The following is a 25,630-nucleotide window of genomic DNA, read 5'->3' as shown; positions in this document are numbered from 1 at the left end:
ACCAAACGCGGCATATTTAAGCTTTAATCTCTGGGTTAATCCAGTAGCAATAGAGATCCTATTTCAAGGAAAAGTTAACCAGAATACCCCAGCCGGTTGCCGTGGGACTAAGGAAGACCCCATCCCCAGAGAGTTACGGCTCAGCTAATCTGTTAATGTAGTAAACTTTAAGCAACTTTTTAGGACGACCCGCTGAGGAAGCCCGCCGTGCGAATCCCTCTCGACTATTACCGAGTTTTAGGAATCCCATTACATTCATTAGAAGAACAAATCGAACAGGCTTATCAAGACCGACTTGTTCAACTGCCGCGTAGAGAATACAGTGAAGCCGCCATCACCTCCCGTAATGAACTCTACGCCGAGGCCTACGCGGTCCTAAGCAATCCTGATCAACGCCGCTACTACGATCAACAATGGTGGGGTCAGAACGAGGAGGCCGTTTCCCTCACCTGGGACGCCTTGGTCGATGAGAGCCGGGAGGCCGATCCTGAACTACCAGCAGCCGACGAAGACGACCTCAGCCCAGCCCCTTTCCTGGATCTAGCTCCAGAGCAATGGATGGGGGCCTTTTTAGTGCTTCAGGATCTAGGTGAATACGAACTAGTTTTAGCCTTTGCTGAACCCTTACTTTTGGAAGCTTCTCCTGGAGAAAAATCCCTTGATCTTGTTTTGACCGTTGCCCTGGCCTACCTGGAATTAAGCCGAGAACAATGGCAACAACAAACCTATGAAGCAGCGGCTACTTCAGGATTAAAAGCCCTGGCCCGCTTACAGGAACACAATGACTTTCTTTCGGTGCAAGCGGAAATTCGCCAGGAGCTCTATAAGCTACGCCCCTACCGTATCCTTGAACTGCTGACACCAGCGGCTATGACCGCATCAGACCTTGAGTTGAGACAACGGGGGCTGGCTCTCCTCCAGGACATGATCCAAGACCGGGGGGGTATTGATGGCAAGGGCGATGACCAGTCCGGTCTGACAACCGACGACTTTTTAAAGTTTATTCAACAACTCCGCAGTACCTTAACCCTCCCAGAACAACAGCAACTATTTAGCCCAGAGTCGGCCCGGGCCTCAGTGATTAGTCGCTACTTGCGGTTTCAGATTTTGATTGCCCAGGGCCTCAGTCAAAAAGAACCCCAGCGACTTCTAGAGGCTCAGACTCTTTTGCAAAACATAACAAATCATCAAGATGTAGCCCTAGAGGAAGCGATTTGTGCATTATTATTAGGTCAGACGGAAACAGCAATGCTGGCCCTTGAAAAAAGCCAAGACCAAAAAGCATTGGCCTTAATCCGCGACCCATCTTCGGAAGACTCGGATGCATTCCTGGGCTTGTACCGTTACACAGAAAAGTGGCTGACCACAGAACTGTGTCCCTATTTTCGGGATATTACGACGGCCAATCTCTCCTTAACTGATTATTTTGCTGATGCGGATGTTCAATATTTTATTGAGCACGACGCTAACTCCCTCACCACTCCTTCTGCCGTGTCATCTTCTTTGGATACGAATCCTCTACCCACCATGGCTACCCCTTTTGCGACGTATTCAGATGACATTTCCGAGCTCCCTACCAAGAGACGAAAAGGAAATAGCGCTCGTTCCCGCACTGCCCCAGCGCCGGTCTCTCCTAGCGGTTCTACCCAGGTGTTATCCTCTCCGGCCATAGTGCCAGCAGAAGAGAGTGCTCCCACGCCCATTTCAAGTTCAGAAGAAGCAGTTGAGACTACTCCAAGGCGGAAGCGACGCCGCAAAGTGACGATTAAGCCCCTGCGCTTTGGCCTGTTTTTAACGGTTGTGGCAGCGGTAATTGGCCTAGGCAGTGTTTTTTGGGCTCAAAGTCGCTCTCCCCTCAATGGCCTAGAAGGGGAGCAGTTGGATGTGAGCTTGCTAGCCCCCCCCATCGAGCTTCCTGATCCCAATAAAGCTCAGGTTCTGCTTCTGCCCCAAGGGGATCTCAATGCCGACGTAGCCCGTCAAGTGGTAGAAACCTGGTTGGCCCGCAAGGCTCAGGCCTTTGGGCAATCCCAAAATAGTGCGGCCCTAACGGATATTCTGGTCGAGCCGATTCTGAGCCAACAACAAAATCGTGTCCGCCAAGACCAACTCCAAAAACAGTATCGCGAGTATCAGCACCAAGCCGACATTCTTTCTTTTCAGGTGGATGCTCGCAATCCCCAGCAGGCTGAAGTCATTGCTCGGGTCAAAGAAGCAACTAAGTACTATAAAGTGGGAAGGGCCAACCAGCCCCTACGGCAGGAAAAGGATGACCTGACTGTGCGCTATCAACTCCAACGCCAGGGAGACCAGTGGAAAATTACCGATATCTCTGTGCAAAAAATTCACTAGCGGTTGATTTCTAGCCTAGGTCAAAAAATAACGGGATCAGCCTTGACAAATGCCCAAGATCTCCCTAGACTAATAAAAGTCTCAAAAACCTGGGTCTGTAGTTCAATTGGTTAGAGCACCGCCCTGTCACGGCGGAAGTTGCGGGTTCGAGCCCCGTCAGACCCGTTAAGTAAGTAAAAAAACGGTATTCTGTTCAGAGCGGTTCCTTCCTCAATAGAATGCTGAATTCCCGTCTTAAGCTCCAGTTATCCTGGTTTCAATGGATGCTAGGGGTACTTTTCATCGTTGCCCTGATCCTCCGTTTCTGGAAACTAGAGCAGTTTAATGTCCTTGTCTTTGACGAAGTTTATTACGCTAAATTTGCCAACGATTATTGGCTGGGTAAGCCCTTTTTTCCCTCCCACCCGCCCCTGAGTCACTACCTAATCGCCCTGGGTATGGGTCTGGGATCGTTATTTCCCGCAGGGCCAGACAGCTTAAATGAACTCACTGGTTCCCTGCGTTCCACCTGGAGTTATCGTTGGCTCAATGCCCTAGTGGGGTCAACCATTCCCTTGCTGGTTGGGGCCTTGGGCTATCTGCTGACCCAACGGCGACGTTTCACGATTCTCCTGGTTCTTTTGGCTAGCTTGGATGGCCTGTTTTTGGTGGAGTCCCGCTACGCCCTCAATAATATTTACCTGATTTTTTTTGGCCTGCTGGGCCAGATTGCCTGCCTGACCTACCTCCGACAACAGCAACGCTGGCAGTTAATCCTGGCGGGTATTTTTCTCGGTTGTGCCGGAAGTGTGAAGTGGAATGGCTTTGCCTTTTTGTTGGGAATCTACTGCCTATGGGCCTTGGCCTGGGGTCTGGCCCTTTGGCAGCGTTGGCGAGGAAAACCAGAGCCTGGGATTCCAGTGTTATGGCACCGTTTCCAGCAAGTTTCCCCGTTGCAGGTGCTACTTTACCTCGTGCTGATTCCCCTACTTACCTATAGCCTGCTCTGGATTCCCCATCTACTGATGAACCCGGAGTATCGTTCCCTGGCCGGATTTTGGCGGATTCAAGTGGAAACCTGGCAATACCACCAGCGCATCGGCAACACGCCGGATGTCCATCCCTATTGTTCTCCCTGGTACAGTTGGCTCATTCTTTGGCGACCCGTAGCCTACTATTATCAAACGGGTAAATACGGTGTGGTTTACGATGTCCACAGCATGGCCAACCCAATTTTGCTTTGGTTTTCCACGGGGGCCTTAGCTGTTTTGGGCGCGAACTTACTGAGTACCTATCGTTCTCGACGGCTCCATAACCGCTGGCTCCGGGGCATGGGCCTATTTTTGGCTGTTAATTATCTGGTTAATCTCCTCCCTTGGTTAAAAATCAGCCGTTGTACCTTTTTCTATCACTACATGCCGGCCTACCTCTTCAGTTGGTTTGCTTTGGCGTTGATTCTGGATAATCTCTTGGCCAGTCGCCAATCCTTTGGACGGATCGTGGCCCTGACTACCCTCGGTCTGATTTTTGTCGGTTTTTTATACTGGTTGCCAATTTTTCTGGGGCTTCCCCTCACACCCCAGGCCTTTTCTTGGCGGATGTTATTTAGGAGTTGGATCTAATGCGGGTAACGATTATTGGTGCGGGGGTTGTGGGGGCCGCCATTGCCTACGAATTAAGTCTTGTCTCAGGCTTACAGACCACGCTCCTGGATGCGGCCCCCCAACCCGGCCAAGGGGCCACGGGAGCAGCCCTGGGGGTGTTAATGGGGGCCATTAGTCGCAAAACCAAGGGCCGGGCCTGGCGGTTACGTCAACGGAGTTTAGAGCGTTTTGAAACCCTGATCCCGGAACTGGAGCTCTTAACGGGCCAGACGCTAGGGGTGAATCGTCAGGGCATTGTTCTACTCCAGGGCCCGGAGGCGGATTTAGAACCATGGCGACGTTTACAGGCCCTGCGACAAAGCCAAGGTTATCGCCTCGACCTGTGGGATCAGTTCACCCTAGAGCATCATTGTCCCCAGGTAGTACTGGACAAGGGAGGGAGCGCTATCTACTCGCCTCAAGACTGTCAAATTTCCCCAACCCTGCTCACTCAGGCCTTGATTACCGCGGCCCAACGGCAAGGCGTGGACTGTCGTTTTGGCGTGGCCTGTCAGCCCCTAGATCCTTCGGCCATAACGACATCGGGGCTTACACTTATGACATCCCAAGGCCCTCTGGAAACAGATCTCGTGATTGTGACCGCTGGCCTTGCTTCCAGTGCGCTTACTCCGCAGGCCCTTTCTCTACAACCGGTCATTGGCCAGGCCCTGGAGGTACGCGTAGCCCATCCCCTGGGTCGAGACGATTTTCAGCCGGTGCTGAGTTATCAGGATGTGCATATAGTCCCCCTTACCCAGAATCGGTATTGGGTGGGGGCAACGGTGGAATTTCCAGCAGAGGAAGCTGCTTCTCTACCGACGGCAGCCCAATGGCTAGAGCAGGTCTGGCAAACCGCCGTTAGCTTCTGTCCGGCCTTGGAAACGGCTGAGATTCTACGACAGTGGAGCGGCCAACGGCCCCGGCCCCTGGGGGAATCAGCCCCCGTGATTCGTCCACTACCCGGTTATGCGGGAGTCCTTTTGGCCACAGGCCATTACCGCAATGGGGTATTGCTGGCCCCGGCCACGGCCCTGGAGGTGCGCGATTGGGTTTTGTCCCAAGGCAATCCTGGCCTAGAGGGCCCCAGCGGCGGTTTTATCCAAGACGCCTCCGAGGTGGGTGGTTAAATTAATGGCCTGGAGGACGGGTTGACTATCCGGGCCATGGGGGTAATCAATCACGCTCACGCCACCATTGCCCTGCTTGATATTCCAGAAATTAGCCGGACTCAGACCTAGCAAATCCGCCAGGATCACCTTGTTAATTGCATCGTGGGCCACAACAATACCAACGGTTTTATCGGTCTGCTCACAATAGTACTGGACGCGCTCGTTCCAGCAGGCTACGGCCCTGTCCCACACTTGTTGTAGATTTTCGCCCTCCGGCATTTGCACGGTTTCCGGGGCTATTTTCCAGGCCTGGAGTAAACCAGGAAACTCGGCTTCAATTTCACTTTCTAGCTTGCCTTCCCAGAGACCATGACAGATTTCCATCAAGTCGGGCTGAAGGTCAAGGGACACCGTGGCATGGTTTAGCAGAATAATTTCGGCCGTTTCCTTGGGCCGGAGCATCGGGCTACTAATGGCAAAGTCTAGAGGAACGGTTTGCAGAAAATCAGCGGCCTTTTGGGCCTGGAGGCGACCATTATCATTGAGGGGAATATCTCGAATGCCTTGGAAGCGGGACTCCTTATTCCATTGGGTTTCCCCGTGACGAATTAACAACAGACGTAAGCGATTTTTCTCTGAACGAGGCGGTGGCAAGGGAACCCCTAAATGGGAGGTTTGGTTGAGGGATTCTAGCTGTACCGGCTCCCCCCAGGCCCCGGTGAAATTCAAGACATTAATATTACAGTTGGACTGCTGGAGCCGATGGTAGTGGGACACCGGCATGCCAATGGCTGCCATAATTAAGCAACGATTAATGCCATTGTGGGCAACGACGAGGATGGTTTTACCTTCGGCCTGGGGTAACAGCTTTTGCCAAAAATGTTGGGCTTGCTGGTAAAGGGATTGCACCGGAAAAATTTCCTGACCATCGGCCAAGGTCATGCTGAAATCCTGGGGCCGTTCATGCCAGCATTTGTATTCTGTGGGAAACTGGGCGATAACGTCGGATTTTGTCCAATTTTCCCAAATTTTAAGGTCAATTTCCAGGAGGTCTGGAGTCGAGGACAGAGGGGGGGGATTATCAAAACAGCCGTGGATAATGTCCGCGGTGCGTCGGGCCCGCTGGAGAGGACTGCAATAGATGGCATCAATGGGCAACTGGGCTAACACGGCACCGACTTGCTGAGCATCGGTTTCGCCCTTGGGGGTCAACACTGATTCATCGCTACGGCCTTGGATACGTTTTTGCGCATTGTAACTACTTTGTCCGTGACGAACGATAATAACCCGTGTAGCCAAGCTAGGATGCCTCCCCTCAAGAACTGTTTTGCTGGGTTCATTGTCACATCCTTGGGTCGCTCCGGCAAGCTGAAGCCCCTCGATTTCCATGACCTATTCCGTTGATTATTTTCCCTACCACAATCTCCTCAATCCACCCCTACAAACCCGCTATGGCTGTTGGTCTATTCGTGAAGGGATTACCCTACGGTTAATCGATGACGAGGGCCGTACTGGTTGGGGAGAAATTGCCCCCCTCCCCTGGTTTGGTACCGAAACCCTGGCCCTGGCCCTGGAATTTTGTCAGGCCTTGGCTGGTCAGATCACAGCCCAGCAAATTGAGATAATTCCGGCTCAACTCCCCTGCTGTCAGTTTGCCTTCGGCTCGGCCCTGGCGGATCTCACCGAAACCGCCGCCGGGCCTTCTAAGTATCCCCTAGCCTATTGTCAGCTCCTGCCCACGGGAGAGGCGGCCTTGGACGTTTTGGCCCAGGGTCTCCTGCCTGGCGTGACAACGTTTAAATGGAAAATCGCTGTGCAATCCTTTGCGGTGGAAAGCGCTCTACTCCTGCGACTTCTAGATCAATTACCGCCCCAGGGCCGTCTCCGCTTGGATGCCAATGGGGGCCTGGACTTCGCCACCATCCAGTGTTGGCTGGCCCTACTGGATACGCTACCGGCCATTGAATTTTTAGAACAACCCCTGCCCCCTGGCCAGGAAACAGAGATGCAGGCCTTCGGTCAGAATTTTCGGACGGTGCTGGCTCTGGATGAATCGGTGTCTAGCTTGGCCCAATTGCAACAGGCCTATGATCAAGGCTGGCCCGGTGTTTATGTGCTCAAGGCCGCCATCATGGGGTTTCCCACAACGTTAGCCCAGTGGCTGGAAGCGCATCCCCTTGATGCTGTATTCTCCTCCGTGTTGGAAACTGCTGTAGCCCGTTGTCAGGTACTGGCCCTGGCCCGGCGCTATAACCATCCCCAACGAGCCGTGGGCTTTCGACCCATTTGCTAAGAGCCTGTTGGTCAAGTCTTATTTTGCTCCCTAAATCCCTCAATATGGGGAAACTGAGCCGTATTGACGATGTAAATACATTGCCCCTACACTACAGGCATGGATGTGTATTTCGCACTCAATGGTATTGCCTTCGTCTGGAACGATGAAAAAGCTAGGATTAACCCGATAAACTACGATGGTGTTACGTTTCAGCAAGCGGCAGAAGCCTTCTTTGACCCATTCCTGGTGGTCATTGATGCCAGTCGCAACGATGAAGCCCGAGATGCCATTATTGGCTTAGATCGACGTTGGAACCTGCTGTACGTTGTCTTTATTGAACGCGAAAATGACACTATTCGGATTATTTCGGCCCGTAAAGCAACGCGCCAGGAGCGGGAATATTATGAAAACTGAGGCCTTGAAAAAGCGGTTGGATCGGAACCGTCCCATGACCACGATTACCATTCGTATGCCTGAAGATGTCATTGAGGATTTGAAACGAGTTGCGCCGTTACTGGGTTTTTCTGGGTATCAACCTCTAGTGCGTGCTTACGTTGGCCAAGGGTTAAGGGCTGATTTGGAGCGATTGGATGGCGATACGGTGTCTGCTTTGGTTGCAAGCCTAAAGCGTCGCGGTGTCAGTGATGACGTAATTCAAGGGGCACTCAGTGAAGTAGCCGGGGGCTAGTTTCAGTGGAATGTGCGGCCAGTATCCCCGCAGTTCATATGGATAATGGTAGATAGTTCTGGTTAACTTGCTTAACTTATCTGCCACCGCTGTAGGAAAAACCGAGCCTATTGTCCTGGGCCCTGCCAATCCTGGCCAATTTGAATAGTGACATCGGAAATCAGATAGCCACTACTATCGACGAGGACTTCCCCAAATCCCAGGGCCTGGCGCACTTGGGCCGCCCCTTGACTATCCCCCTGCTGGGCCAAAATTCGGGTTTGACGGAGGGGTTGCCGCCAGCCCTCCACCACCGTGATTCGACGATAACCGGCTTGGCTTAGACGACGCACCAGGGCCCGGACAGCCTTGGGATTATTGGTACTGTCTTGGATGGCAATGTGCAGACGACTCGGATTCTCCGACGAGGCCATCTCTGCCGACGTGGTTTCAGCCCAGGGAGAATCTGCCGTTTCAGAACTAAAATGTTGGGCCACCAAGGCATTGATTTTGCTTGACTGGGGCAGCCAGTAACTCGTCCCCGTGCGACCACTAAAATCACCGGGCAGTAACATCATTTGTACGTCACTGCGTTGACGCTGGGCCGCAAAGCCCCCCATGGCCACCAATTCTTCCATGGTTAGGTTGGTATCAATATGGGATTGCAGAATAGCGACGATATCAGGAATTTTCAGGAGAGTTTGGGGTTTCAGGGCCTGTTCCATGACGGCCCGTGTTACCAACTGTTGGCGCTGGATGCGGCCAATATCCCCCAAGGCATCCTTGCGGTAACGGAGTAAGCCGAGGGCCTCTTGCCCATTAAGATGCTGTTGGCCCTCTTTTAAATTGATGTAGAGATGCTGGCTATCATCCTGGTATTTCATATCCTTGGGGACATAAACCGAAACCCCGCCTAAGGCATCAATTAACTTTTCGACGGCTTGGACATTCACCCGCAGGTAGCGGTCAATGGCGACCCCAGGCATCAAGTCTTCTATCGTACTCGCGGCTAGGGCCGGCCCACCGAAAACATTAGCAGCATTAATTTTTTGGGTTCCATGGCCAGGGATTTTGACTTTGGTATCTCGGGGAATGGAAAGGAGCGTCAACTTCCCTTGGTTGGGATCGAGGCGAACGACCATCATTGTGTCAGTCAACCCCTCTAGGGAATTGACTAAGGCCTGATAACCCTGATCTGGGGATGTCTTCCCTATATCGCTGGTTAACACTTTTGTACCCAAAACCAAGACATTGATGGGGCGACTCAACTGGGGGAGATTGAGACTTTGGTAGGAAATAGCCTTATCTTGGCGAAAAACAGCGGCTTGGGCGGGGGTTAACTTGGCTTGGCGCAAGGGAACAGAAGCCAGGGCCATGGCCAACCAGGCCCCACCAGCGGCGGAGGCCAGGGCAATGATCATAAAGCCCGCTGTAATCCATCCCCAACGTCCTTTTTTGGCTTTATTTAACCGCTGAGAAGAAGCCGAGGAACGTTTATGAGAGGAAGTTTTTGCAGACAAAGCCATGGGCCTCACACCAATTAGGGAGAACGAGTGATTGCAATCAAGATACAACAATTTACTCCAATTCTGCCGCGACTCCTCAGCAATCGCTAAACTAGGGGCGGTTTCTGCTGGTGCCAAGTCGTGGCCTGCTCGTAGGCATAACCGACATGGAAGAGTCGGTCTTCTCGGAGTACGTTGCCAATCAATTGCAGGCCAATGGGGAGATGCTGACTATCAAAGCCACAGGGGAGGCTCATGGAGGGCAGGCCCGCCAGATTGACGGGAATGGTCATCAAGTCCGACAGATACATACTCAAGGGGTCGGTGGTTTTTTCCCCCGCGCGGAAGGCCGTGGTGGGGGCGGTGGGGCAGACAAGGACATCCACCTGGGAAAAAGCCTGGTCAAAATCTTCTTTGATCAGGGTACGAACCTTTTGGGCCTTGAGGTAGTAGGCATCGTAGTAACCAGCGGAAAGAGCGTAGGTTCCTAACATAATCCGCCGCTTGACTTCAGGACCAAAGCCCTGGGCCCGCGTCTGGGTGTACATTTCCATCAAGTTGCGATTGGAGGCTCGGATACCGTACTTAACGGCATCGTAGCGGGCTAGGTTAGCCGAGGCTTCTGAGGGGGCAATGATGTAATAAACCGGTAGGCCATAGCGAAAGCGGGGACAGGAAACTTCTTTGATCTCGGCCCCCAGTTTCTGTAATTGCTGGATGGCCGCTTGCACGGTTTCCGCCACCACCGAGTCAAGGCCCTCGCCAAAGGTTTCACGAATCACCCCAATCTTCAGGCCCTTGAGGCTCGGTTTGAGGAACTGGGTATAGTCGGGGATCTCGACGTTGAGGCTGGTGGAATCCTTGGCATCGTAACCGGCAATGGCCTGAAGCAGAATAGCACTATCTTCGACGCTGCGGGCAAAGGGGCCAATTTGATCCAAAGACGAAGCGTAGGCCACCAAACCAAAACGAGACACCAGGCCATAGGTCGGCTTGAGACCCACCACACCACACAGAGATGCAGGCTGACGAATCGAGCCCCCCGTGTCTGACCCCAGGGCCACGACACATTCATCAGCGGCCACGGCGGCAGCGGATCCGCCGGAGGATCCCCCCGGCACCCGGCTTAAATCCCAGGGGTTGGCGGTTACTTGATAACCGGAGTTTTCCGTCGAACTGCCCATGGCAAATTCATCTAGATTGGTTTTCCCCACCATCACGGCCCCGGCATCCTTGAGCTTCTGGGTCACGGTCGATTCGTAGGGCGGAATAAACCCTTCTAAAATCCGAGAGGCGCAGGTGGTGGGCACGCCCTGGGTACAGAGATTATCTTTAATGGCGATGGGAATACCTTCCAACAGGCCAAGGGTTTCACCGCGGGCAATCTTGGCATCAACCTGTTGGGCCGTGGCCAGCGCCTGGTCTGCGGTAACGCAGAGAAAACTTTTGAGTTTCGGTTCCAAGGCCTGGATGCGCTCTAGGGTGGCCGTTGCGATTTCCACCGCCGAGCGTTCCTTAGTCACTAACTGTTGATGAAGCGTCCGAATAGAAGTCATAGTAGATCAGCCCGCAGTTTCCAGCTATCTAGTCTATCAGCCTCCAGGAGGCCTGATGTAGGCCCTCCGGGTCTAGACCTCAAGACCTGCCAAGCCAAATTCTTGCAGGGCCGGTAGAAAATTGCGGTTTTCATGGCCCGGTTGGCTGAGCTTGATCAAGGCAAAACGCTGCAGAGGACTCAGGTCGGCCCAGGCCGTAGTGGAAAGGAGAGGTAGTTGCCGTTCCTGCATGTGTTGGAGCACCGTGGCGGGGATTTGTTCCGTCTCTAACCAGGGGGGCGCAGGGTCAATGGACAGGGTATTGGCCGGGGTTCCCGTCTGGGCCGCGACCCAGGCCTGGAGTTGTTGACGATACTGCTCCACCTCGAGGGCTGTCCCGCAGGGGGCCGTCACCAATTGTTGACGTTGGTCTTGGGAAAAACCATGCCAGTGCTGGAGTTTGAGCTTTACGCCGCAGGTATCGAGCTTGTAGCGAACGACCATGGGGATGCAGCGCAGGGAATCCACAAATTCCGCTTCAAAGTCAAAAAAGAGCCTGGGAAGGTTAGAACTGGCCAATTCGGGGTAACCCACTTCGATTAAAGCCTGGTCACGTATTCGGCAAGCATCACAGCGACCGCAGGGCTGGAGGTCTCCCTGATAACAAGACCAGGTTTGGGCAATGGGAACCCCCAGGGCCACTGCTTTTTGGATGATATCGACTTTACTGTCCTGGATTAGGGGCGCGATCAGTTGGATGGGATGGCCCTCGATGCCAACCTTAGACGAGAGGGCCGCCAAGTGCTGATAGGCCTGGAGATAGTCGGGACGACAATCGGGATAACCGGAATAGTCGATGGCGTTAATGCCCAGGAAAATGGCTTCGGCCCCTTGGGCTTCGGCCAAAGAAAGGCCCAGGGCAATAAAAATGGTATTTCGCCCCGGCACGTAGGTAGACGGAATCACGCTAGTATCAACGCCGCTAGTGGGAATGGCCTGGCTTGTATCCGTCAGGGAAGAGCCCCCCCATTGGGCCAAGTCGAGGTTGATGGTGTAGTGCTGGGTAATCTGCAAATGCTGGGCCAGGGCCAGGGCGGCCTGGAGTTCCCGTTGGTGACGTTGGCCGTAGTTAAAGGAGAGGGCAATCAGTTCATAGCCTTGTTGGCGGGCGATGGCCGCTGAGGTGGCCGAATCCAGGCCCCCGGACAGTAAGACAACAGCACGTTTAGTCATCTTGATTGATAGAACAATGAATAGTATGGGGCAAAATCCACAGACTTCCCCGATAATGGAAAGTACCACTCTGCTGTAATCCAGTCTTTGCCGCTGGACAGGCTATCTTACCCATTCTTCATGTTAGACCAGTTACTCGACTCTTCCCTCGCCCTCAGTCTCAAAACGCCCCTCATTCTGATTGTGTTGATCGCGCTGGAAGCTGTACTATCCGCCGACAATGCCATTGCCCTCGCGGCCATTGCTCAGGGATTGGCGGATAAGCAACAACAGAAAAACGCCCTCAACCTAGGTCTGCTGGTGGCCTACGTCCTCCGCATGAGTCTGATTTTAGCGGCAACTTGGGTCGTTCGTTTTTGGCAAATTGAATTATTGGGGGCCCTGTATCTCCTCTGGCTGGTGGCAGATTATTTTCTAACGGAAGAGGATGAAACCCATCACCGTAGCTTGCCCTTTACCTCCCTTTGGCAGGCCATCCCCATCATTGCAGTGACGGATCTGGCCTTTTCCCTCGATAGCGTGACCACAGCCATTGCCATTGCCGACGACCTTTGGTTAATCCTGGCCGGCGGCACCATTGGTGTGATTACCCTGCGGTTTTTAGCGGAGTTATTTATCCGTTGGCTAGAGATTTTTACCCATTTGGAAGATGCGGGCTTTCTGACCGTGGGCCTGGTGGGCCTGCGATTGTTGATTCGGGTGATCAATCCCAGCCTAGTACCGCCGGAATGGTTAATGCTTCTGTTAATTGGCTTGGTGTTTACCTGGGGCTTTTCCCAACGCCGGCCCCCAACGGTAGAAGCGACAGAAACGGCCGCCACGGAGCCTGAAACCGTTCCCTTGTCGAAAAAAGATTGACTTCGCTAGGCGGTTTCCCCCTGGCAACGGTGGCACAGGCCAAAAAACTCTACGGTATGATAGTACAGTTTAAAATTCTGGGCCTGGCACCATTCCATAAATTGGTGATTAAGGGGACAACTTTCGAGGGGAATGGCCTGGCCACAGCGCACACAGTTGAGGTGGTGATAATGGCTAGGGGCATCGGCAATGATATGGTACATCGCTTCCCCAGTGGGCGTGAGGCGTTCCTGAACAAGGCCGTCACTGTGGAGGGATTTGAGGCTCCGATAAACCGTTGCCAGACCAATCCTAAACCCCTGGGCCTGGAGTTCCCGGTGCAATTGCTGAGCGCTGACCTCGGTGGGAGTCGTCTGTAAACGGGTCAGTACCTGGCGCTGGGCTTTGGTCAAGGGTTTGGGCATGAGCTGCGCTTAGGCGAGGGTTTGCAGGGCCTGGGCCAGACGGCTTTGATCCCAGCCTTTTTGGTGTAGAAGTTGCCAGGATTGGATTAAATCGGGGCCGTGGACGGTTCCCATCAGACCTACCCGCAAGGATTTCATCACCACGCCTTTTTTCACTCCCAGGGCCTTGGTGAGTTCATTAATTTTGGTCTTGGCGCTCTCAGCCGTCAGCACTTCTCCCGTGGCCAGCCAGTCAGAAATATCAGTTAAAACCGCCTTAGCTCCCGGTTGCTGGAGTTGTTCCTGGCCCTCTGGGCTGAGCGTGATGGCCTCTGTGAGCAACAGTTGACTTTCCTTGACGCCATCCGTTAAACGAGTCAGGCTGGGGCCAATCAGGGCCGCTAATTGTTGCCACCAGGCCCCGTCTTGCTCGAGGTCAACGGTATAGCCAGCGCCCTGCCAGTAGGGAGTCAGCAAGGTGACTAATTCCACTGGCGGTAGTTGATGCAGGTATTGGCTATTGATCCAGTCCAGTTTATCCCAATCGAATTTGGCCCCAGCCTTGTTCACCCGCTCGAGGCTAAATTGGCTAGCGGCTTCCGCCAGGCTAAAAATTTCCTGGGTCGAATCCGGGGGTGTCCAGCCCAGCAGGGTCATGTAGTTGGCCAGGGCCTGGGGTAAAAAGCCCATGTTTTTAAAGTCATCAATGGAGGTGACACCATCCCGCTTCGAGAGTTTACGGCCCTCTTTGTTCAAAATGAGGGGCGTGTGGGCAAATTCCGGCACGGCGGCCTCCAGGGCCTCGTAGAGCAGGATCTGTTTCGCCGTATTGGCAATGTGGTCTTCGCCACGAATAACGTGGGTAATGGCCATGTCGATGTCATCCACCACTACCGCTAGGTTGTAGAGGGGCTGGCCAAAGCTGTCCATGGGATTATCAGGAGTCCGGGCAATCACCATATCGCCTCCTAGGTCACTCCCTTTCCAGAGCATTTGTCCTCGGATCTGGTCTTGCCAACGAATTTCGCGCTCGTCGTCGATGATGAAGCGAATCACCGCTTGGCGGCCCTCGGCTTCAAAGGCGGCTTGTTGTTCTGGGCTGAGGTGGCGGTGGCGATTATCGTAACGGGGGGCCAAATTCTGGGCCTTTTGCTGTTCCCGCATTTGTTCTAATTCTTCGGGAGTACAGTAGCAACGGTAGGCCAGGCCCTTGTCGAGCAGGGTTTGAATGGCTTGGCGGTAGTGCTCCAGGCGTTGGGTCTGGAAAAAGGGCCCTTCATCCCAGGTCAAGCCCAACCAGGTCAGGCCGGTTTGGATATTTTCGGTGTATTCGGCCTTGGAACGTTCTAGATCCGTATCTTCAATGCGGAGAATGAACTGTCCCCCATGGCGGCGAGCATAGAGCCAGTTAAATACCGCTGTCCGAGCAGTACCAATATGTAAATTACCCGTAGGACTCGGGGCAATACGAACACGAACGGTCACAGGGTCTCCTTGGGGGGTCAGAAAGTGGGGATTTACGGTCTTCCATCATAGCAAGGACAGGCCTAGCCCCTAGGGCCAACAACGACGAATGGCCTCAAAGTTATCCAGCAGGGCCAACAGGGATTGAACATAATCCTGGGTCGTCCATTGCCGGGCCCGTTGCCAGCCGCGTTGAATGTAGGTCTGACGCAAGCTCCGGTCTTGCCAAAGTTTTAGAATCGCTGCGGTCATTGCCTCAGGGGATTTGGGATCCACCAGCAGGGCCGCCTCGGCCAACTGTTCCCGGTGGCCAGGGACATCCGAGGCAATCACCGGACACCCCAGGGCCATAGCCTCCAGGGGCGGCAAATTATCTGGCCCGAAAAAGGTCATAAACAGGAGTGCAAAGGCCTTTTGGTAAAGGGCCACCAGATCCCGTTGGGGGATAAAGCCCAAGAAATGTACCTGCTCCGTTAGACCAAGGCGAGCGGCTTGCGCTTGCACAAAGGCCAAATTCCCCTGGTCCGAGCCGGTAAAAACCAGGCTGAGAGGCAGTTGATACTGTTCCCGCAAAATTTGCAGAGCCAATAAGGCCCCGACATGATTTTTATGGGGCCAGAATTGGGCCGGATAGAACAGATAGGGCCCTAGGACACCATGACGTTGCAGAATCGGTTCTGGCTGGGGCGATGGATGGAAAACAAAGGGAGGGGTTGGTGCCGGAATCACTTGAATGCGACTGGGGGCAATATTATAGAAGCGCTCAATTTCTTGTTTGCCCACCTCTGTCCCCGTAATAATATAGGCGGCCCGAGCCAGTAATTGGGCAAAAAAACGTTCCCGTGCCTCCCATTCACCGCCACTACTTACCTCTGGAAAATAGGGCTGGAGGCGGTGTTGTAGATCCCAAACGATGGTGATGAAGGGAATTTCTAGGGTTAAATGCCGGGGGGCTAGGGAGAGAATTAATTCAATCTGATGAGCCTGGAGGGAAGCCAAAATTTGTGCTTCTGTCCAGGGCTGGCCTGCAGAGCCGGGGCCAGTATGGAGGGGAATTAGGGGAACCGTTGCCGGGATGCTGTCCGTACCAAGGAAAGGACTGCGGCTGTAGAGAAAAAACTGGTGCCGACTCGGGGCTAGGGAATCTAACAGAACTTTTAAAATCTGAGATTCAAAGGTATAGCCGCCGCCCACCGTCGGGGGTTGCTCACTTAGGTACAAGGCAACCCGCATGGATTAGTTACACTCCTGGGCGATGAAATAGGTACTCCAACTGTGCTGGCTGAGGGGCAGGCCCGTCATCCATTCCCCCCGCGCAATTTCCTGGAGATGGCATTGCTGGAGGAGTAGGCTTAATTCCGGGGCAAAAAAGTAGCGCATCTGATGTACTTCCTGAACCATCTGGATTGTACTGGCTTTCTGGTCGTGGATGAACAGTTGATAGTGGACATCGACGCAATTGTCATTAACCATTAACTGGGGTTCAGAAATGCGGGTGATCTGTAGGGAATCCGTCTCGGCCCGCTTCACCCGCACCAGGGGCGGGTCGGTTAAAATTGCCGGGCCATACCAACAATCAAAAATGAGAATACCTCCCGGTTGGAGGTGCTGTCTCACGGTGGTCAGGGTGGCCAACAAATCCTGATGGCTAATTTGATAGCTCAAGACGTGGAACAGGAGCAACACCACATCAAACTTTCGATCTAAGGTCAGCTCGCGAATATCTCCCACCTCAAATTGTAGGTTTTCCGCCAGGGCCGGAGAAAGGGATGCACGACGGGCCTCGGCCTTCGCCAACATCGCGACACTCTGGTCAATGCCCTGAACGCTATAACCCTTTTGGACGAGGAGAGAACTATGGCGGCCGGTGCCACAGCCCAGGTCTAGCACAGTACGGGCTTGGGGCCGATGGGACTGAATTAAGCCATGGATAAAATCCACTTCACCAGGATAATCCTTGTCCTGATACAGGACATCGTAGTAGTCGGCGTAGTCAGCAAAAATAGCCATCGGTTGGGAAGGAGAGGGTTGAACGGGGATTCTAAAAAACCTTGTGGGTGACGACGTCGCTGACAGTCTAGTCCTGGCGCAAAATGGTTTGGAGGGTATGGGCCACCGTGAAGATTTGCGCTTCAGTTAAGGCCAAGCCACTGGGCAGATAGAAGCCACGCCGGGCCAACTTCTCGGCCACAGGACAGGCAACCTCCGTCAGTAGGCCTAAGTCATGGAGAATGGGTTGCTCGTGCAGGCCCCAAAAAAAGGGACGGGTGCCAATCTGGGCTTCCCCGAGTCGGGCCATTACCTCCCTAGCTGTTAGGGAGACCGTCTCCTCAAGAACAACGCCGTAAACCCAGTAAATATTTTCAGCATAGTCGGTTTTGGCCAGGGGTAACTGTAATCCCGGTAATCCGGTCAACAATTCGGTGTACAGGGCCCCCATACGACGTTTGCGTTGAATAAATTCGTCCCAGCGTTCTAGTTGAGCCACCCCCACCGCAGCCTGGAGATTGGTCAGGCGAAAGTTCCAGCCCAAATCATCGTGGATAAATCGCTGTTGGGGTTGAAAACAGAGATTACGCAGGGCCCGACACCGGTCAGCAAGATGGGGATCGTCCGTCATCAGCATCCCCCCTTCGCCGGTGGTAATTAGCTTGTTGGCATAGAAGCTAAAAGTACTAATATCGCCAAAACTACCACAGGGCCGTCCCCGATAGGTCTGGCCGTGGGCCTCCGCTGCATCTTCAATCACCGCCAGGCCGTACTTTTGGGCCAGGGCCAAAATCGGGTCTAGATCCACCGGTAGACCGTAGATATGCACTACCATAATGGCTTTGGTCTGGGGCGTAATCTTGGCCTCGACCTGGGTAACGTCCATATTCCAGGTGAGGGGATCGGCATCGACTACAACGGGGATGGCCCCGGCCCGAATCACCGCTGTCGCACAGGAAATAATCGTAAAGGTCGGCAGGAGCACTTCGCAGCCCTGCCCAATGCCCAGGGCCGCTAGGGCCACCTCCAGGGCCACGGAACCATTACTCACGGCAATGCCCTGCTGTCGCTGGGTTCGTTTGGCTAGGGCCCGTTCAAATTGGCGAACAAAAGGCCCTTCCGAGGAGATCCAGCCCGTCTCAATACATTGATTGAGGTAGCGTTTTTCATTGCCGTCCAGGAGGGGCTGATTAACGGGAATGGGCAGACTCACTCCCGTATGAAGGGGCTGTTCCAACATAGATTAGGTTGGCGGAAGTTTGTACTGAGCCACAATGCGCTTGGCGTACTCGGGCACCTGGGCTTCCAGTTTTTCGGGATACTGGCGACGCAGGTAGAGATAGTTGCGGGTGAAGTGGGAATCAATGCTAAAGCGGGCATATTCCAGGCCCTTGGGGCCAATTTTCTCGATTACCACCCCCATCAATTTAGCGGCCCACATGGGGAGGGTCACGCCCTGGTCGTAGGCGGGAATACTCTGTTGTACCGCCTGGCGGCGGTCGCCTTGACTATGAACCGGCTGGACATCCAACTGGTCTCGCACCAGGTTTAACATTTCCTGGCCGGTTTGATTGCGTACTACAATCCACTGCCAACCAAAGGGGGCCCCCATGTAGCCAACAACGAGATCTGCCAGGGAATTCACGTAGTCAAAGCAACTCATGCAGGAGGGGGCAAAGACATCCTTGAGCTGATTGGTTTTCAAGCCAAAGAAGGGTACTAATTCCGTCGAGCCATCTTCGTGTTTAAAGTGAACCCGAAAATCCTGCATAAATTCGTAGTGAACAACGGTTTCCGGGGAACGACTGGTAGTTTCCAAAAACTTCTGCAAGCCAGCGCGGGTAACATTATCCACGCAGGGTGTCCCCAAAACGTACAATTTTTCTAGACCCAACTGCTTTTCCACCGCCCGCAGGGCCTGAATTTGACAGCCGACCCCAATCACCAATAGGCGTTTCAAACCAGCCTGCTCCACGGCCTCTAATACCGAAAGATTGGGTGAGAGCGTCGGTTTATTCACTTTGGCCGCTAAGACCTCTTCCGGTGTCCGAGCAATCACCACCTGCGGCTGAAAGCGGTCTTCCGGCGTATTTTGAACGCAGACCACCCCTTCTACCAGGTTTTGCGTCAACATTTCACAGGCCAGACTACTCACAATCCCCGTCCATTGGGCCCCAGGGATGGGTTCCTGTTTCCGGGCCGCCATCATCTCCTGGTGCACCCCAAAATACCAATCATCCTCGCTCTCGACATTGCGACTGCGCCCATGGGTTTTGGCTTCAAGATCGGCAATTTGTTGATTGAGGAAGGCACAGGCCTCTTTGACGTAATGGATATAGTAGGTATCGCAAAGACCGCATTCACTACAGAGCGCTTTGGCCGGACGGGGACTACCCGGCTTGAGGGCCCGGGCTTTTTGATGGGGAGCAGTAGCGGTCATGGCTAGAAAAACAACTAAAAGGGTGTTTAAACAGGGGTGTTGACTCTTGATCTTAACTAAAAATGTTGCCGAGTCTGCCTCGTTCAGTATCATAGGAGAAAGATTTTGAAAATTGAGTTAGCGTTCCCTTTGAGGGTGTCTATCGTTATCCAAGGAGGAAAACAGTGTCTACCGAAGTCCTAGAGAAGCGGTCTAGTGCCTCAGAAACGATTCGCAAACCAGCTCCCCGCTACCGAGTGCTCCTCCACAACGATGATTTCAATTCCATGGAATACGTTGTACAAACCCTGATGCAAACCGTGGCTGGCATGACTCAGCCCCAGGCAGTGGATATTATGATGGAAGCCCATACTAACGGCACGGCCCTGGTGATTACCTGTGCCCTAGAACATGCAGAGTTCTATTGCGAAACCCTCAAAAACCATGGACTAAGTAGTACCATTGAACCCGATGAGTAGGGCTTTTCCTATAGCCAGATGGTCAATTCTCCCATTGGGCTAGGGTCAGCAATCCCCAATATCCCCTGCCAACACCATCATGTCCCAAAGATGTTAGAGGATTTGGGCTTCTGGGGCTTGAGATTCATTAAAGTCCCTGTCTAACCTCAATCCATTGATGGGGAAATTCTACAGTAGAATATTACCGAAATGTTTAATTAATTTACGAATTTCCAGCTATCGCAACAATGTTTTACAAAAATTCAATTTCTGTTATAAGTGCTTATCTTTTAATGAGTACTTCTTTAATGGCGGCCAATCCCTCCAAAGCTAAACTGCCTAAAAACTGCCAATATCTCAAAGAAGTCGCCACCAACCAAACTCATATTCGTAAGTCGATTGACTCAATCGTTGGTAATAATTTTGATACTGACTTTGCCGTTCCTACCGGCGAACGGTTTACGTCCTACAAAGCTTCAATGCTGCCTGAAAATGTTGGAACTTACGGCGTGACAATCAATTTAAAATATCCAGACAATTCTGTAAGTACTGCTTTTCGCAAAAATGTTGAAATGACTAGAAAGCTCTATTCGTTAGACTTTAAACCTCCTACCAAGGCCCAACCCTATCAGATTAATTTAAATATCAACGGTAGTAATAAAAACGCCTACACGATTGCAGTAATTGCTTGTAAATAAATGCCCCAGGGGATGCTTATTTCGCTCAAAATGGTGCAATAAAACTACAAAACCAGTCAAAATCAAGGAACAAGTTGTAGTCCAAGAGTATTTGCTGTTTGTCGTGGTAATCAAATGTCGCCCTGTGAAAACCTCAACTTTTAATCCTGCGCAACTCCCAGCCCCCCTACGGCTGGGGCTTTTTATCCTGGCCCTGTTGGTGCTGTGGCTGCCCTGGGCTCTCTTTGCCTACGGGGCCTTTCAGCCAGATACTAATTTAACGACCATTGTGGCCATGGGGGGCCTCTTTCTCCTTTTTTTGGCCCTTCTGCGCTGGTGGACTCGTCGTTTTTATGGCCAAAGCCAGGCCTTTGCCTACTACGGCCTAGTTGCTAGTCGGCGGAATGGCTGGGACACTTTACAGGGCCTAGCCTTGGGCTTTGCTATGACAGCGGGGTTATTTACTCTAGAAGCGCTTTTCGGTTGGGTGACGTTCCAGTCTCCGGTGCTGGCCTGGGGCCGTTTGATCTGGGAAGGGAGCTTAACGGGCCTAGGGGTTGCCTTTGCGGAGGAACTTTTTTTTCGAGGCTGGTTTTTAACGGAATTGCAACGAGACTACACGTTGAGAGTGGCCCTGGGGGGCAATGCGCTCTTTTTTGCTATCCTCCATTTCCTTAAACCCTTGGGGGAAATTCTGCGAACCTTTCCCCAGTTTCCGGCCCTGGTTTTGCTCGGTTTGATCTTGGGCCTGGCTAAAAACCGCCACGGTCATCGCTTGGGCTACTGCATTGGCTTGCATGGAGGATTGGTCTGGGCCTACTATATTGTTAACGTTGGTCAATTAGTACAATATTCGGATAATATTTTCCCTTGGCTCACAGGGGTTGATGGTAATCCCCTGGCTGGCGTGATGGGCCTGATGGGTCTTTGCATATTATTGTTCATTGTCCAAAAACAGCAGACTGAAGCGGCGGTGGACTAAGTAGAAGCGCCCATTCGACGGTTCCGCCATGGTAAGCTATGGGCTGTCTATTGCAAACTGACCATGACTGTATTATCTCCCAAGATCACTATTTATACCGATGGGGCCTGTTTGGGTAATCCTGGCCCAGGGGGCTATGGGGTTGTCCTACTGGATGGACAACAACGCCGGGAATTAGCCGCTGGTTATCGCCTCACCACCAATAACCGCATGGAGATGATGGCAGCCATTGCTGGCCTAGAGGCCCTGACGACTCCCTCCACCGTGACATTGTATAGTGATTCCCAGTACTTGGTGGATGCGGTCATGAAAGGATGGGCAAAGCGTTGGCGGGCCAATGGTTGGAAACGCAATGCCAAAGACAAGGCCAAGAATCCAGACCTCTGGGCCAAAATTCTAGGTCTGTGTGAACAACACCAAGTCACCTTTATTTGGGTCAGGGGCCATGCCGGTAATGTGGAAAACGAACGCTGTGACCGCTTAGCCGTTGCCGCCGCCAATGGACAAGAGCGTTTACTAGATCAAGGGTTTGAAGTATCCACAGTTTAATATTGGGACGCAGAGCGATAGCCTGCAACATCAGTCAGGCGGCGTTAATACACTAGAGGAAATTCACCCAGATTAGTACACTGCTAGCTTAGGTATTTACGCTGGATGGGTAGTCTTGACGAATAATTGATTAAGATAAACAGAGGATGACGATGCCCCTAAGCTGGAACGAAATTAAGGCCAGAGCAATCACCTACGCCCAAGAGTAGGAGCAGGAAGTCTCGGAAAAAGCTGAAACCTAGACCTTCTGGAATGATTTTTTCAATATGTTTGGCATTTCCTGGCGCAGAGTGGCCAGTTTTGAACAACCGATCAAAAAATGGGACAACCGACAGGGTTTTATTTGGTATTCTTACCTCAGCAATGCACATGACTTGGGTGAAATATGTCTGTGGTCGGTTAGAAAGTCGTTTTCGTTATTCTAATACCATTGTTTATAATAATTTTCCCTTTCCTGAAAATGTTAATGACAAGCAAAAACAAAAGGTTAAAACCCTAGCTCAAGCTGTCCTCGATACATGGGCCAAATATCCCGATAGTAGCCTAGCTGACCTCTACGACCCGCTAACCATGCCCCCAGATTTGGTCAAGGCCCATCAAGGCTTAGATAAAGCCGTCAATCTTTGCTATCGGCCCCAACCCTTCACCAACGAACTCAACCGCATCGAATACCTCTTTAGTCTGTATGAGGCCCTGACCGCTCCCCTACTCCAGGCCGAAAAACCTAAAAAGCGCAAAAGCAGGGCCGGTCAATCTCCGGCTTAGGGCCATTCCGGAACTGTGGCAAAATGGGGAACGTGATTTTTTCCCCATGAGCAAGCTCCTATGACCACCGCCCTGCCCCCCCAGTACGAACCCCAAGCCACCGAGGCCAAATGGCAAACCGCCTGGGAGCAGGAACAGGTTTTTAAGGCTGACCCTAACCATCCCGGCCAGCCCTACTGTGTGGTGATTCCACCGCCCAACGTCACCGGCAGTCTGCACATGGGCCATGCCTTTGAGAGTGCTTTAATTGATACTTTGGTTCGCTATCACCGGATGCGGGGCGATAATACCCTCTGGCTACCGGGAACAGACCACGCCAGTATTGCGGTGCAAACCATCCTAGAGCGCCAATTAAAGGCCGAAGGCACCAATCGTTACGACCTCGGCCGCGAAAAATTTTTAGAACGGGCCTGGCAATGGAAAGCAGAATCCGGCGGCACGATTGTTAACCAACTGCGTCGTCTTGGGGTATCGGTGGATTGGTCGCGGGAACGTTTTACCCTCGATGAAGCCCTGTCCCAAGCCGTCAGAAAGGCCTTTGTGCAACTCTACGAAGAGGGCCTGGTCTATCGCGGTAACTATCTGGTGAACTGGTGCCCAGAATCCCAGTCCGCTGTCTCGGATCTAGAAGTCGAAAATAAGGAAGTAAACGGCCATCTCTGGTATTTTCGCTATCCTCTCAGTGATGGCAGTGGAGAACTGGTGGTGGCTACCACTCGACCGGAAACCATGCTGGGGGATACGGGGGTGGCGGTGAATCCCAAAGACCCCCGTTACCAGGGCCTGATCGGGAAAACCTTGACCCTGCCGATTATGAACCGGGAGATTCCCATCGTCGGGGATGAACTAGTGGATCCTGAATTTGGTACGGGTTGCGTCAAAGTGACTCCGGCCCACGACCCCAACGATTTTGTCATGGGTCAACGCCATAACCTGGCCTTTATCAACATCCTTAATAAAGACGGTAGCTTGAATGAAAACGGTGGCCCCTTCGTTGGCCAAGACCGTTTTGAAGCCCGCAAAAATGTGGTGAAAAAACTAGAAGAACTGGGCTATCTAGTCAAAATCGAAGACTATAAGCACACCGTTCCCTACAGCGACCGAGGGAAAGTACCGGTGGAACCTCTACTCTCGACCCAATGGTTTGTCAAAATTGAACCCCTGGCTCAAAAGGCCCTGTACTGTCTGGATCAGGAGCAATCGCCCCGTTTTGTACCGGAACGCTGGACGAAGGTCTATCGGGATTGGCTGGTTAAACTCAAGGATTGGTGTATTTCGCGGCAACTGTGGTGGGGCCATCAAATTCCGGCCTGGTATGTGGTCAGCGAAACCGCTGGGGAAATCACGGAACATACGCCCTTTGTGGTGGCCCACGATGAAACCGAAGCCCTAGAAAAAGCCCAGGGCCAGTACGGCGAATCAGTGCAGTTGGTACAAGACCCCGATGTTTTGGATACCTGGTTTTCCTCTGGCCTCTGGCCCTTTTCCACCATGGGTTGGCCCAACACGACCCAGGACTTGGCCACCTACTACCCCACCACGACCCTGGTGACGGGTTTCGATATTATCTTTTTCTGGGTGGCCCGGATGACGATGATGGCCGGTCATTTCACTGGCCAGATGCCCTTTAAGGATGTCTATATCCATGGCCTCGTCCGGGATGAAAATGGCAAAAAAATGTCAAAATCCGCTAATAACGGCATTGATCCCCTGATCTTGATCAATAAATACGGCACCGATGCCCTGCGCTATACCCTAATCCGGGAAGTGGCAGGTGCGGGCCAGGACATTAGCCTGCAGTACAACCGCAAAACCGATGAGTCGGAATCCGTTGAAGCCTCGCGCAATTTTGCCAATAAGCTCTGGAATGCGGCCCGCTTTGTGATGATGAATCTCCACGGGGAAACGCCGGCCAGTCTCGGCCAGCCCCATCCCCAGGATTTAGAGTTGGCAGACCAGTGGATGCTGTCGCGTCTGCATCAAATTATTACCCAAACCCGTCACCAGATTGAAAATTATGGCCTAGGCGAAGCGGCCAAGAGCCTCTACGAATTTATCTGGGGAGATTTTTGCGACTGGTACATTGAGTTGGTGAAATCTCGGCTCTGGTGCGACGAGGGCGATAGTTCCCGACGGGTTGCCCAGCAAGTTTTGGCGGCAGTATTGGAGTCGATCCTAAAACTACTCCATCCCTTTATGCCCCACATCACTGAAGAACTCTGGCAAAATCTGAGCCAACGGCCAGGGGAATTTTTGGCGCTCCAGGCCTATCCCACGGTTGATCCTGCTTTCATTCAGCCTGAGCTGGAACAGTCCTTTGATCTGTTAATTGGCGTCATTCGTACCATTCGTAACCTACGGGCCGAGGCGGACATTAAACCCGGTGTTAAGGTTGCCGTCATTCTGCAAAGTGAGAACGCTATCGAGCGGGCCATCCTCGAACAGGGCCAGGCCTATCTCCAGGACTTAGGTAAGCTCGAAGGCCTGACCATTACCCCTCAATTGGAAAATGAGGGCCTGCAATGTATTGCGGGCGTGGTGGAAACGGTGCAAGTGCTGATTCCCCTTTCCGGGGTAGTGGATATCGATCAACTCCGCAGTAAGCTGACGAAAAAGCTAGAAAAGGTACAAAAAGAGGCCCAGTCCCAGCAAAAACGTCTGGAAAATCCTGGTTTTGTCAACCAGGCCCCTGAGGCCGTGATTCAATCTGTGCGGGATACCCTAGCCGCGGCCTTGAAACAAGTAGAAATTCTACAGGAACGCTTGGCCCGGTTATAGCCTGAACCCT

General features: G+C 52.7%; 22 protein-coding genes, 1 tRNA gene and 2 pseudogenes. 14 read left to right on the top strand and 11 right to left on the bottom strand.

Translation table 11 applies throughout. The features are described 5' to 3' along the window. The first annotated feature begins 207 nt into the window (after positions 1–207). The 4 genes from ABXS88_RS07435 to ABXS88_RS07420 all read left to right on the top strand — a co-directional run bounded on the left by ABXS88_RS07435 (position 208) and on the right by ABXS88_RS07420 (position 5,101). A complete protein-coding gene (locus ABXS88_RS07435; RefSeq protein WP_353674546.1) occupies positions 208–2,352 on the top strand; it encodes an IMS domain-containing protein in 2,145 nt (714 codons plus the stop codon). A 91-nt stretch (positions 2,353–2,443) separates the two neighbouring features. Further along, a tRNA-Asp gene (locus ABXS88_RS07430) sits at positions 2,444–2,517 on the top strand. A 53-nt stretch (positions 2,518–2,570) separates the two neighbouring features. Beyond that, entirely contained in the window at positions 2,571–3,953 is a 1,383-nt protein-coding gene (locus tag ABXS88_RS07425; RefSeq protein ID WP_353674545.1) for a phospholipid carrier-dependent glycosyltransferase, read from the top strand. Next, positions 3,953–5,101: an FAD-dependent oxidoreductase gene (locus tag ABXS88_RS07420; RefSeq protein WP_353674544.1), complete on the top strand. Its 1,149-nt coding sequence runs from the start codon at positions 3,953–3,955 to the stop codon at positions 5,099–5,101. The genes ABXS88_RS07425 and ABXS88_RS07420 overlap by 1 nt, the downstream gene beginning before the upstream one ends. Here ABXS88_RS07420 and ABXS88_RS07415 read toward each other — a convergent pair. Continuing rightward, positions 5,048–6,382, bottom strand: a complete 1,335-nt coding sequence (locus ABXS88_RS07415; protein ID WP_353674543.1) for a histidine phosphatase family protein — start codon at positions 6,380–6,382, stop codon at positions 5,048–5,050. The two genes, ABXS88_RS07420 and ABXS88_RS07415, sit on opposite strands and share 54 nt — an antisense overlap. Before the next feature lie 88 nt (positions 6,383–6,470). Between ABXS88_RS07415 and ABXS88_RS07410 the strand changes: the two genes are divergently transcribed. The 3 genes from ABXS88_RS07410 (at position 6,471) to ABXS88_RS07400 (ending at position 8,046) form a co-directional block, all read left to right on the top strand. Continuing rightward, a complete protein-coding gene (locus ABXS88_RS07410) occupies positions 6,471–7,376 on the top strand; it encodes an o-succinylbenzoate synthase (RefSeq protein ID WP_353674542.1) in 906 nt (301 codons plus the stop codon). A 99-nt stretch (positions 7,377–7,475) separates the two neighbouring features. Then, positions 7,476–7,772 carry a BrnT family toxin gene (locus ABXS88_RS07405; protein ID WP_353674541.1) on the top strand — a complete coding sequence of 99 codons (297 nt, stop codon included), beginning with the start codon at positions 7,476–7,478 and terminating at the stop codon, positions 7,770–7,772. 34 nt (positions 7,773–7,806) lie between these two features. Then, positions 7,807–8,046 (top strand): hypothetical protein, encoded by a 240-nt coding sequence (locus ABXS88_RS07400; RefSeq protein WP_353674540.1) that lies wholly within the window; start codon positions 7,807–7,809, stop codon positions 8,044–8,046. Between the two features lie 107 nt (positions 8,047–8,153). Here the strand turns inward: ABXS88_RS07400 and ABXS88_RS07395 are convergent, their stop codons facing one another. The 4 genes and pseudogenes from ABXS88_RS07395 to queC form a co-directional block, all read right to left on the bottom strand. Next, the gene (locus ABXS88_RS07395) at positions 8,154–9,551 is read right to left on the bottom strand and encodes an LCP family protein (protein WP_353674539.1); all 1,398 of its coding nucleotides are present in this window, start codon (positions 9,549–9,551) and stop codon (positions 8,154–8,156) included. 86 nt (positions 9,552–9,637) lie between these two features. Further along, positions 9,638–11,086 carry an Asp-tRNA(Asn)/Glu-tRNA(Gln) amidotransferase subunit GatA gene (gene gatA, locus ABXS88_RS07390; protein WP_353674538.1) on the bottom strand — a complete coding sequence of 483 codons (1,449 nt, stop codon included), beginning with the start codon at positions 11,084–11,086 and terminating at the stop codon, positions 9,638–9,640. Between the two features lie 72 nt (positions 11,087–11,158). Next, positions 11,159–11,605: pseudogene (locus ABXS88_RS07385) on the bottom strand (nitrate reductase associated protein); the annotation flags it as partial. 27 nt (positions 11,606–11,632) lie between these two features. Then, positions 11,633–12,298: pseudogene (queC, locus tag ABXS88_RS07380) on the bottom strand (7-cyano-7-deazaguanine synthase QueC); the annotation flags it as partial. Between the two features lie 120 nt (positions 12,299–12,418). On the opposite strand from queC, the gene ABXS88_RS07375 reads away from it, so the two are divergent. Beyond that, the gene (locus tag ABXS88_RS07375) at positions 12,419–13,156 is read left to right on the top strand and encodes a hypothetical protein (RefSeq protein WP_353674537.1); all 738 of its coding nucleotides are present in this window, start codon (positions 12,419–12,421) and stop codon (positions 13,154–13,156) included. 5 nt (positions 13,157–13,161) lie between these two features. Here the strand turns inward: ABXS88_RS07375 and ABXS88_RS07370 are convergent, their stop codons facing one another. From ABXS88_RS07370 to ABXS88_RS07345, 6 genes are all read right to left on the bottom strand, one after another. Next, on the bottom strand, positions 13,162–13,560 hold the full coding sequence (locus ABXS88_RS07370; RefSeq protein ID WP_353674536.1) for a Fur family transcriptional regulator: 399 nt from the start codon (positions 13,558–13,560) through the stop codon (positions 13,162–13,164). Positions 13,561–13,569: 9 nt separating this feature from the next. Beyond that, positions 13,570–15,024, bottom strand: coding sequence for a glutamate--tRNA ligase (gene gltX, locus ABXS88_RS07365; protein WP_353674535.1), 1,455 nt, complete (start codon positions 15,022–15,024; stop codon positions 13,570–13,572). A 69-nt stretch (positions 15,025–15,093) separates the two neighbouring features. Further along, positions 15,094–16,236: a glycosyltransferase family 1 protein gene (locus tag ABXS88_RS07360; RefSeq protein ID WP_353674534.1), complete on the bottom strand. Its 1,143-nt coding sequence runs from the start codon at positions 16,234–16,236 to the stop codon at positions 15,094–15,096. Between the two features lie 3 nt (positions 16,237–16,239). Beyond that, positions 16,240–17,013: a class I SAM-dependent methyltransferase gene (locus ABXS88_RS07355; protein WP_353674533.1), complete on the bottom strand. Its 774-nt coding sequence runs from the start codon at positions 17,011–17,013 to the stop codon at positions 16,240–16,242. Between the two features lie 67 nt (positions 17,014–17,080). Further along, positions 17,081–18,232 (bottom strand): DegT/DnrJ/EryC1/StrS family aminotransferase, encoded by a 1,152-nt coding sequence (locus ABXS88_RS07350; protein WP_353674532.1) that lies wholly within the window; start codon positions 18,230–18,232, stop codon positions 17,081–17,083. 3 nt (positions 18,233–18,235) lie between these two features. Next, entirely contained in the window at positions 18,236–19,432 is a 1,197-nt protein-coding gene (locus ABXS88_RS07345; RefSeq protein ID WP_353674531.1) for a Coenzyme F420 hydrogenase/dehydrogenase, beta subunit C-terminal domain, read from the bottom strand. Between the two features lie 164 nt (positions 19,433–19,596). Here ABXS88_RS07345 and clpS point away from each other — a divergent pair, with 164 nt between their 5' ends. The 6 genes from clpS (at position 19,597) to ABXS88_RS07315 (ending at position 25,620) form a co-directional block, all read left to right on the top strand. Continuing rightward, positions 19,597–19,890, top strand: a complete 294-nt coding sequence (gene clpS / locus ABXS88_RS07340) for an ATP-dependent Clp protease adapter ClpS (protein WP_353674530.1) — start codon at positions 19,597–19,599, stop codon at positions 19,888–19,890. 227 nt (positions 19,891–20,117) lie between these two features. After that, positions 20,118–20,567 (top strand): hypothetical protein, encoded by a 450-nt coding sequence (locus ABXS88_RS07335; RefSeq protein WP_353674529.1) that lies wholly within the window; start codon positions 20,118–20,120, stop codon positions 20,565–20,567. 124 nt (positions 20,568–20,691) lie between these two features. After that, positions 20,692–21,528 carry a type II CAAX endopeptidase family protein gene (locus tag ABXS88_RS07330; RefSeq protein WP_353674528.1) on the top strand — a complete coding sequence of 279 codons (837 nt, stop codon included), beginning with the start codon at positions 20,692–20,694 and terminating at the stop codon, positions 21,526–21,528. A gap of 63 nt (positions 21,529–21,591) precedes the next feature. After that, a complete protein-coding gene (gene rnhA / locus ABXS88_RS07325; protein ID WP_353674527.1) occupies positions 21,592–22,077 on the top strand; it encodes a ribonuclease HI in 486 nt (161 codons plus the stop codon). A gap of 252 nt (positions 22,078–22,329) precedes the next feature. Next, positions 22,330–22,842 carry a type IIL restriction-modification enzyme MmeI gene (locus tag ABXS88_RS07320; protein WP_353674526.1) on the top strand — a complete coding sequence of 171 codons (513 nt, stop codon included), beginning with the start codon at positions 22,330–22,332 and terminating at the stop codon, positions 22,840–22,842. A gap of 60 nt (positions 22,843–22,902) precedes the next feature. Beyond that, positions 22,903–25,620: a valine--tRNA ligase gene (locus tag ABXS88_RS07315; protein WP_353674525.1), complete on the top strand. Its 2,718-nt coding sequence runs from the start codon at positions 22,903–22,905 to the stop codon at positions 25,618–25,620. The last annotated feature ends 10 nt before the right edge of the window (positions 25,621–25,630 follow it).

This window comes from Synechocystis sp. LKSZ1, assembly GCF_040436315.1.
Taxonomy (GTDB): domain Bacteria; phylum Cyanobacteriota; class Cyanobacteriia; order Cyanobacteriales; family Microcystaceae; genus Synechocystis.
This window is presented reverse-complemented; position numbering and strand designations above follow the sequence as displayed.

Coding starts and splice junctions, on each gene's coding strand:
- ABXS88_RS07420 (WP_353674544.1), top strand. CDS start 3,953: ATGCGGGTAACGATTATTGGTGCGGGGGTTGTGGGGGCCGCCATTGCC.
- ABXS88_RS07410 (WP_353674542.1), top strand. CDS start 6,471: ATGACCTATTCCGTTGATTATTTTCCCTACCACAATCTCCTCAATCCA.
- ABXS88_RS07355 (WP_353674533.1), bottom strand. CDS start 17,013: ATGGCTATTTTTGCTGACTACGCCGACTACTACGATGTCCTGTATCAG.
- gatA (WP_353674538.1), bottom strand. CDS start 11,086: ATGACTTCTATTCGGACGCTTCATCAACAGTTAGTGACTAAGGAACGC.
- rnhA (WP_353674527.1), top strand. CDS start 21,592: ATGACTGTATTATCTCCCAAGATCACTATTTATACCGATGGGGCCTGT.
- ABXS88_RS07320 (WP_353674526.1), top strand. CDS start 22,330: ATGATTTTTTCAATATGTTTGGCATTTCCTGGCGCAGAGTGGCCAGTT.
- ABXS88_RS07315 (WP_353674525.1), top strand. CDS start 22,903: ATGACCACCGCCCTGCCCCCCCAGTACGAACCCCAAGCCACCGAGGCC.
- ABXS88_RS07370 (WP_353674536.1), bottom strand. CDS start 13,560: ATGCCCAAACCCTTGACCAAAGCCCAGCGCCAGGTACTGACCCGTTTA.
- ABXS88_RS07345 (WP_353674531.1), bottom strand. CDS start 19,432: ATGACCGCTACTGCTCCCCATCAAAAAGCCCGGGCCCTCAAGCCGGGT.
- ABXS88_RS07375 (WP_353674537.1), top strand. CDS start 12,419: ATGTTAGACCAGTTACTCGACTCTTCCCTCGCCCTCAGTCTCAAAACG.
- ABXS88_RS07360 (WP_353674534.1), bottom strand. CDS start 16,236: ATGCGGGTTGCCTTGTACCTAAGTGAGCAACCCCCGACGGTGGGCGGC.
- ABXS88_RS07335 (WP_353674529.1), top strand. CDS start 20,118: ATGTTTTACAAAAATTCAATTTCTGTTATAAGTGCTTATCTTTTAATG.
- ABXS88_RS07395 (WP_353674539.1), bottom strand. CDS start 9,551: ATGGCTTTGTCTGCAAAAACTTCCTCTCATAAACGTTCCTCGGCTTCT.
- ABXS88_RS07400 (WP_353674540.1), top strand. CDS start 7,807: ATGACCACGATTACCATTCGTATGCCTGAAGATGTCATTGAGGATTTG.
- ABXS88_RS07405 (WP_353674541.1), top strand. CDS start 7,476: ATGGATGTGTATTTCGCACTCAATGGTATTGCCTTCGTCTGGAACGAT.
- ABXS88_RS07425 (WP_353674545.1), top strand. CDS start 2,571: ATGCTGAATTCCCGTCTTAAGCTCCAGTTATCCTGGTTTCAATGGATG.
- ABXS88_RS07350 (WP_353674532.1), bottom strand. CDS start 18,232: ATGTTGGAACAGCCCCTTCATACGGGAGTGAGTCTGCCCATTCCCGTT.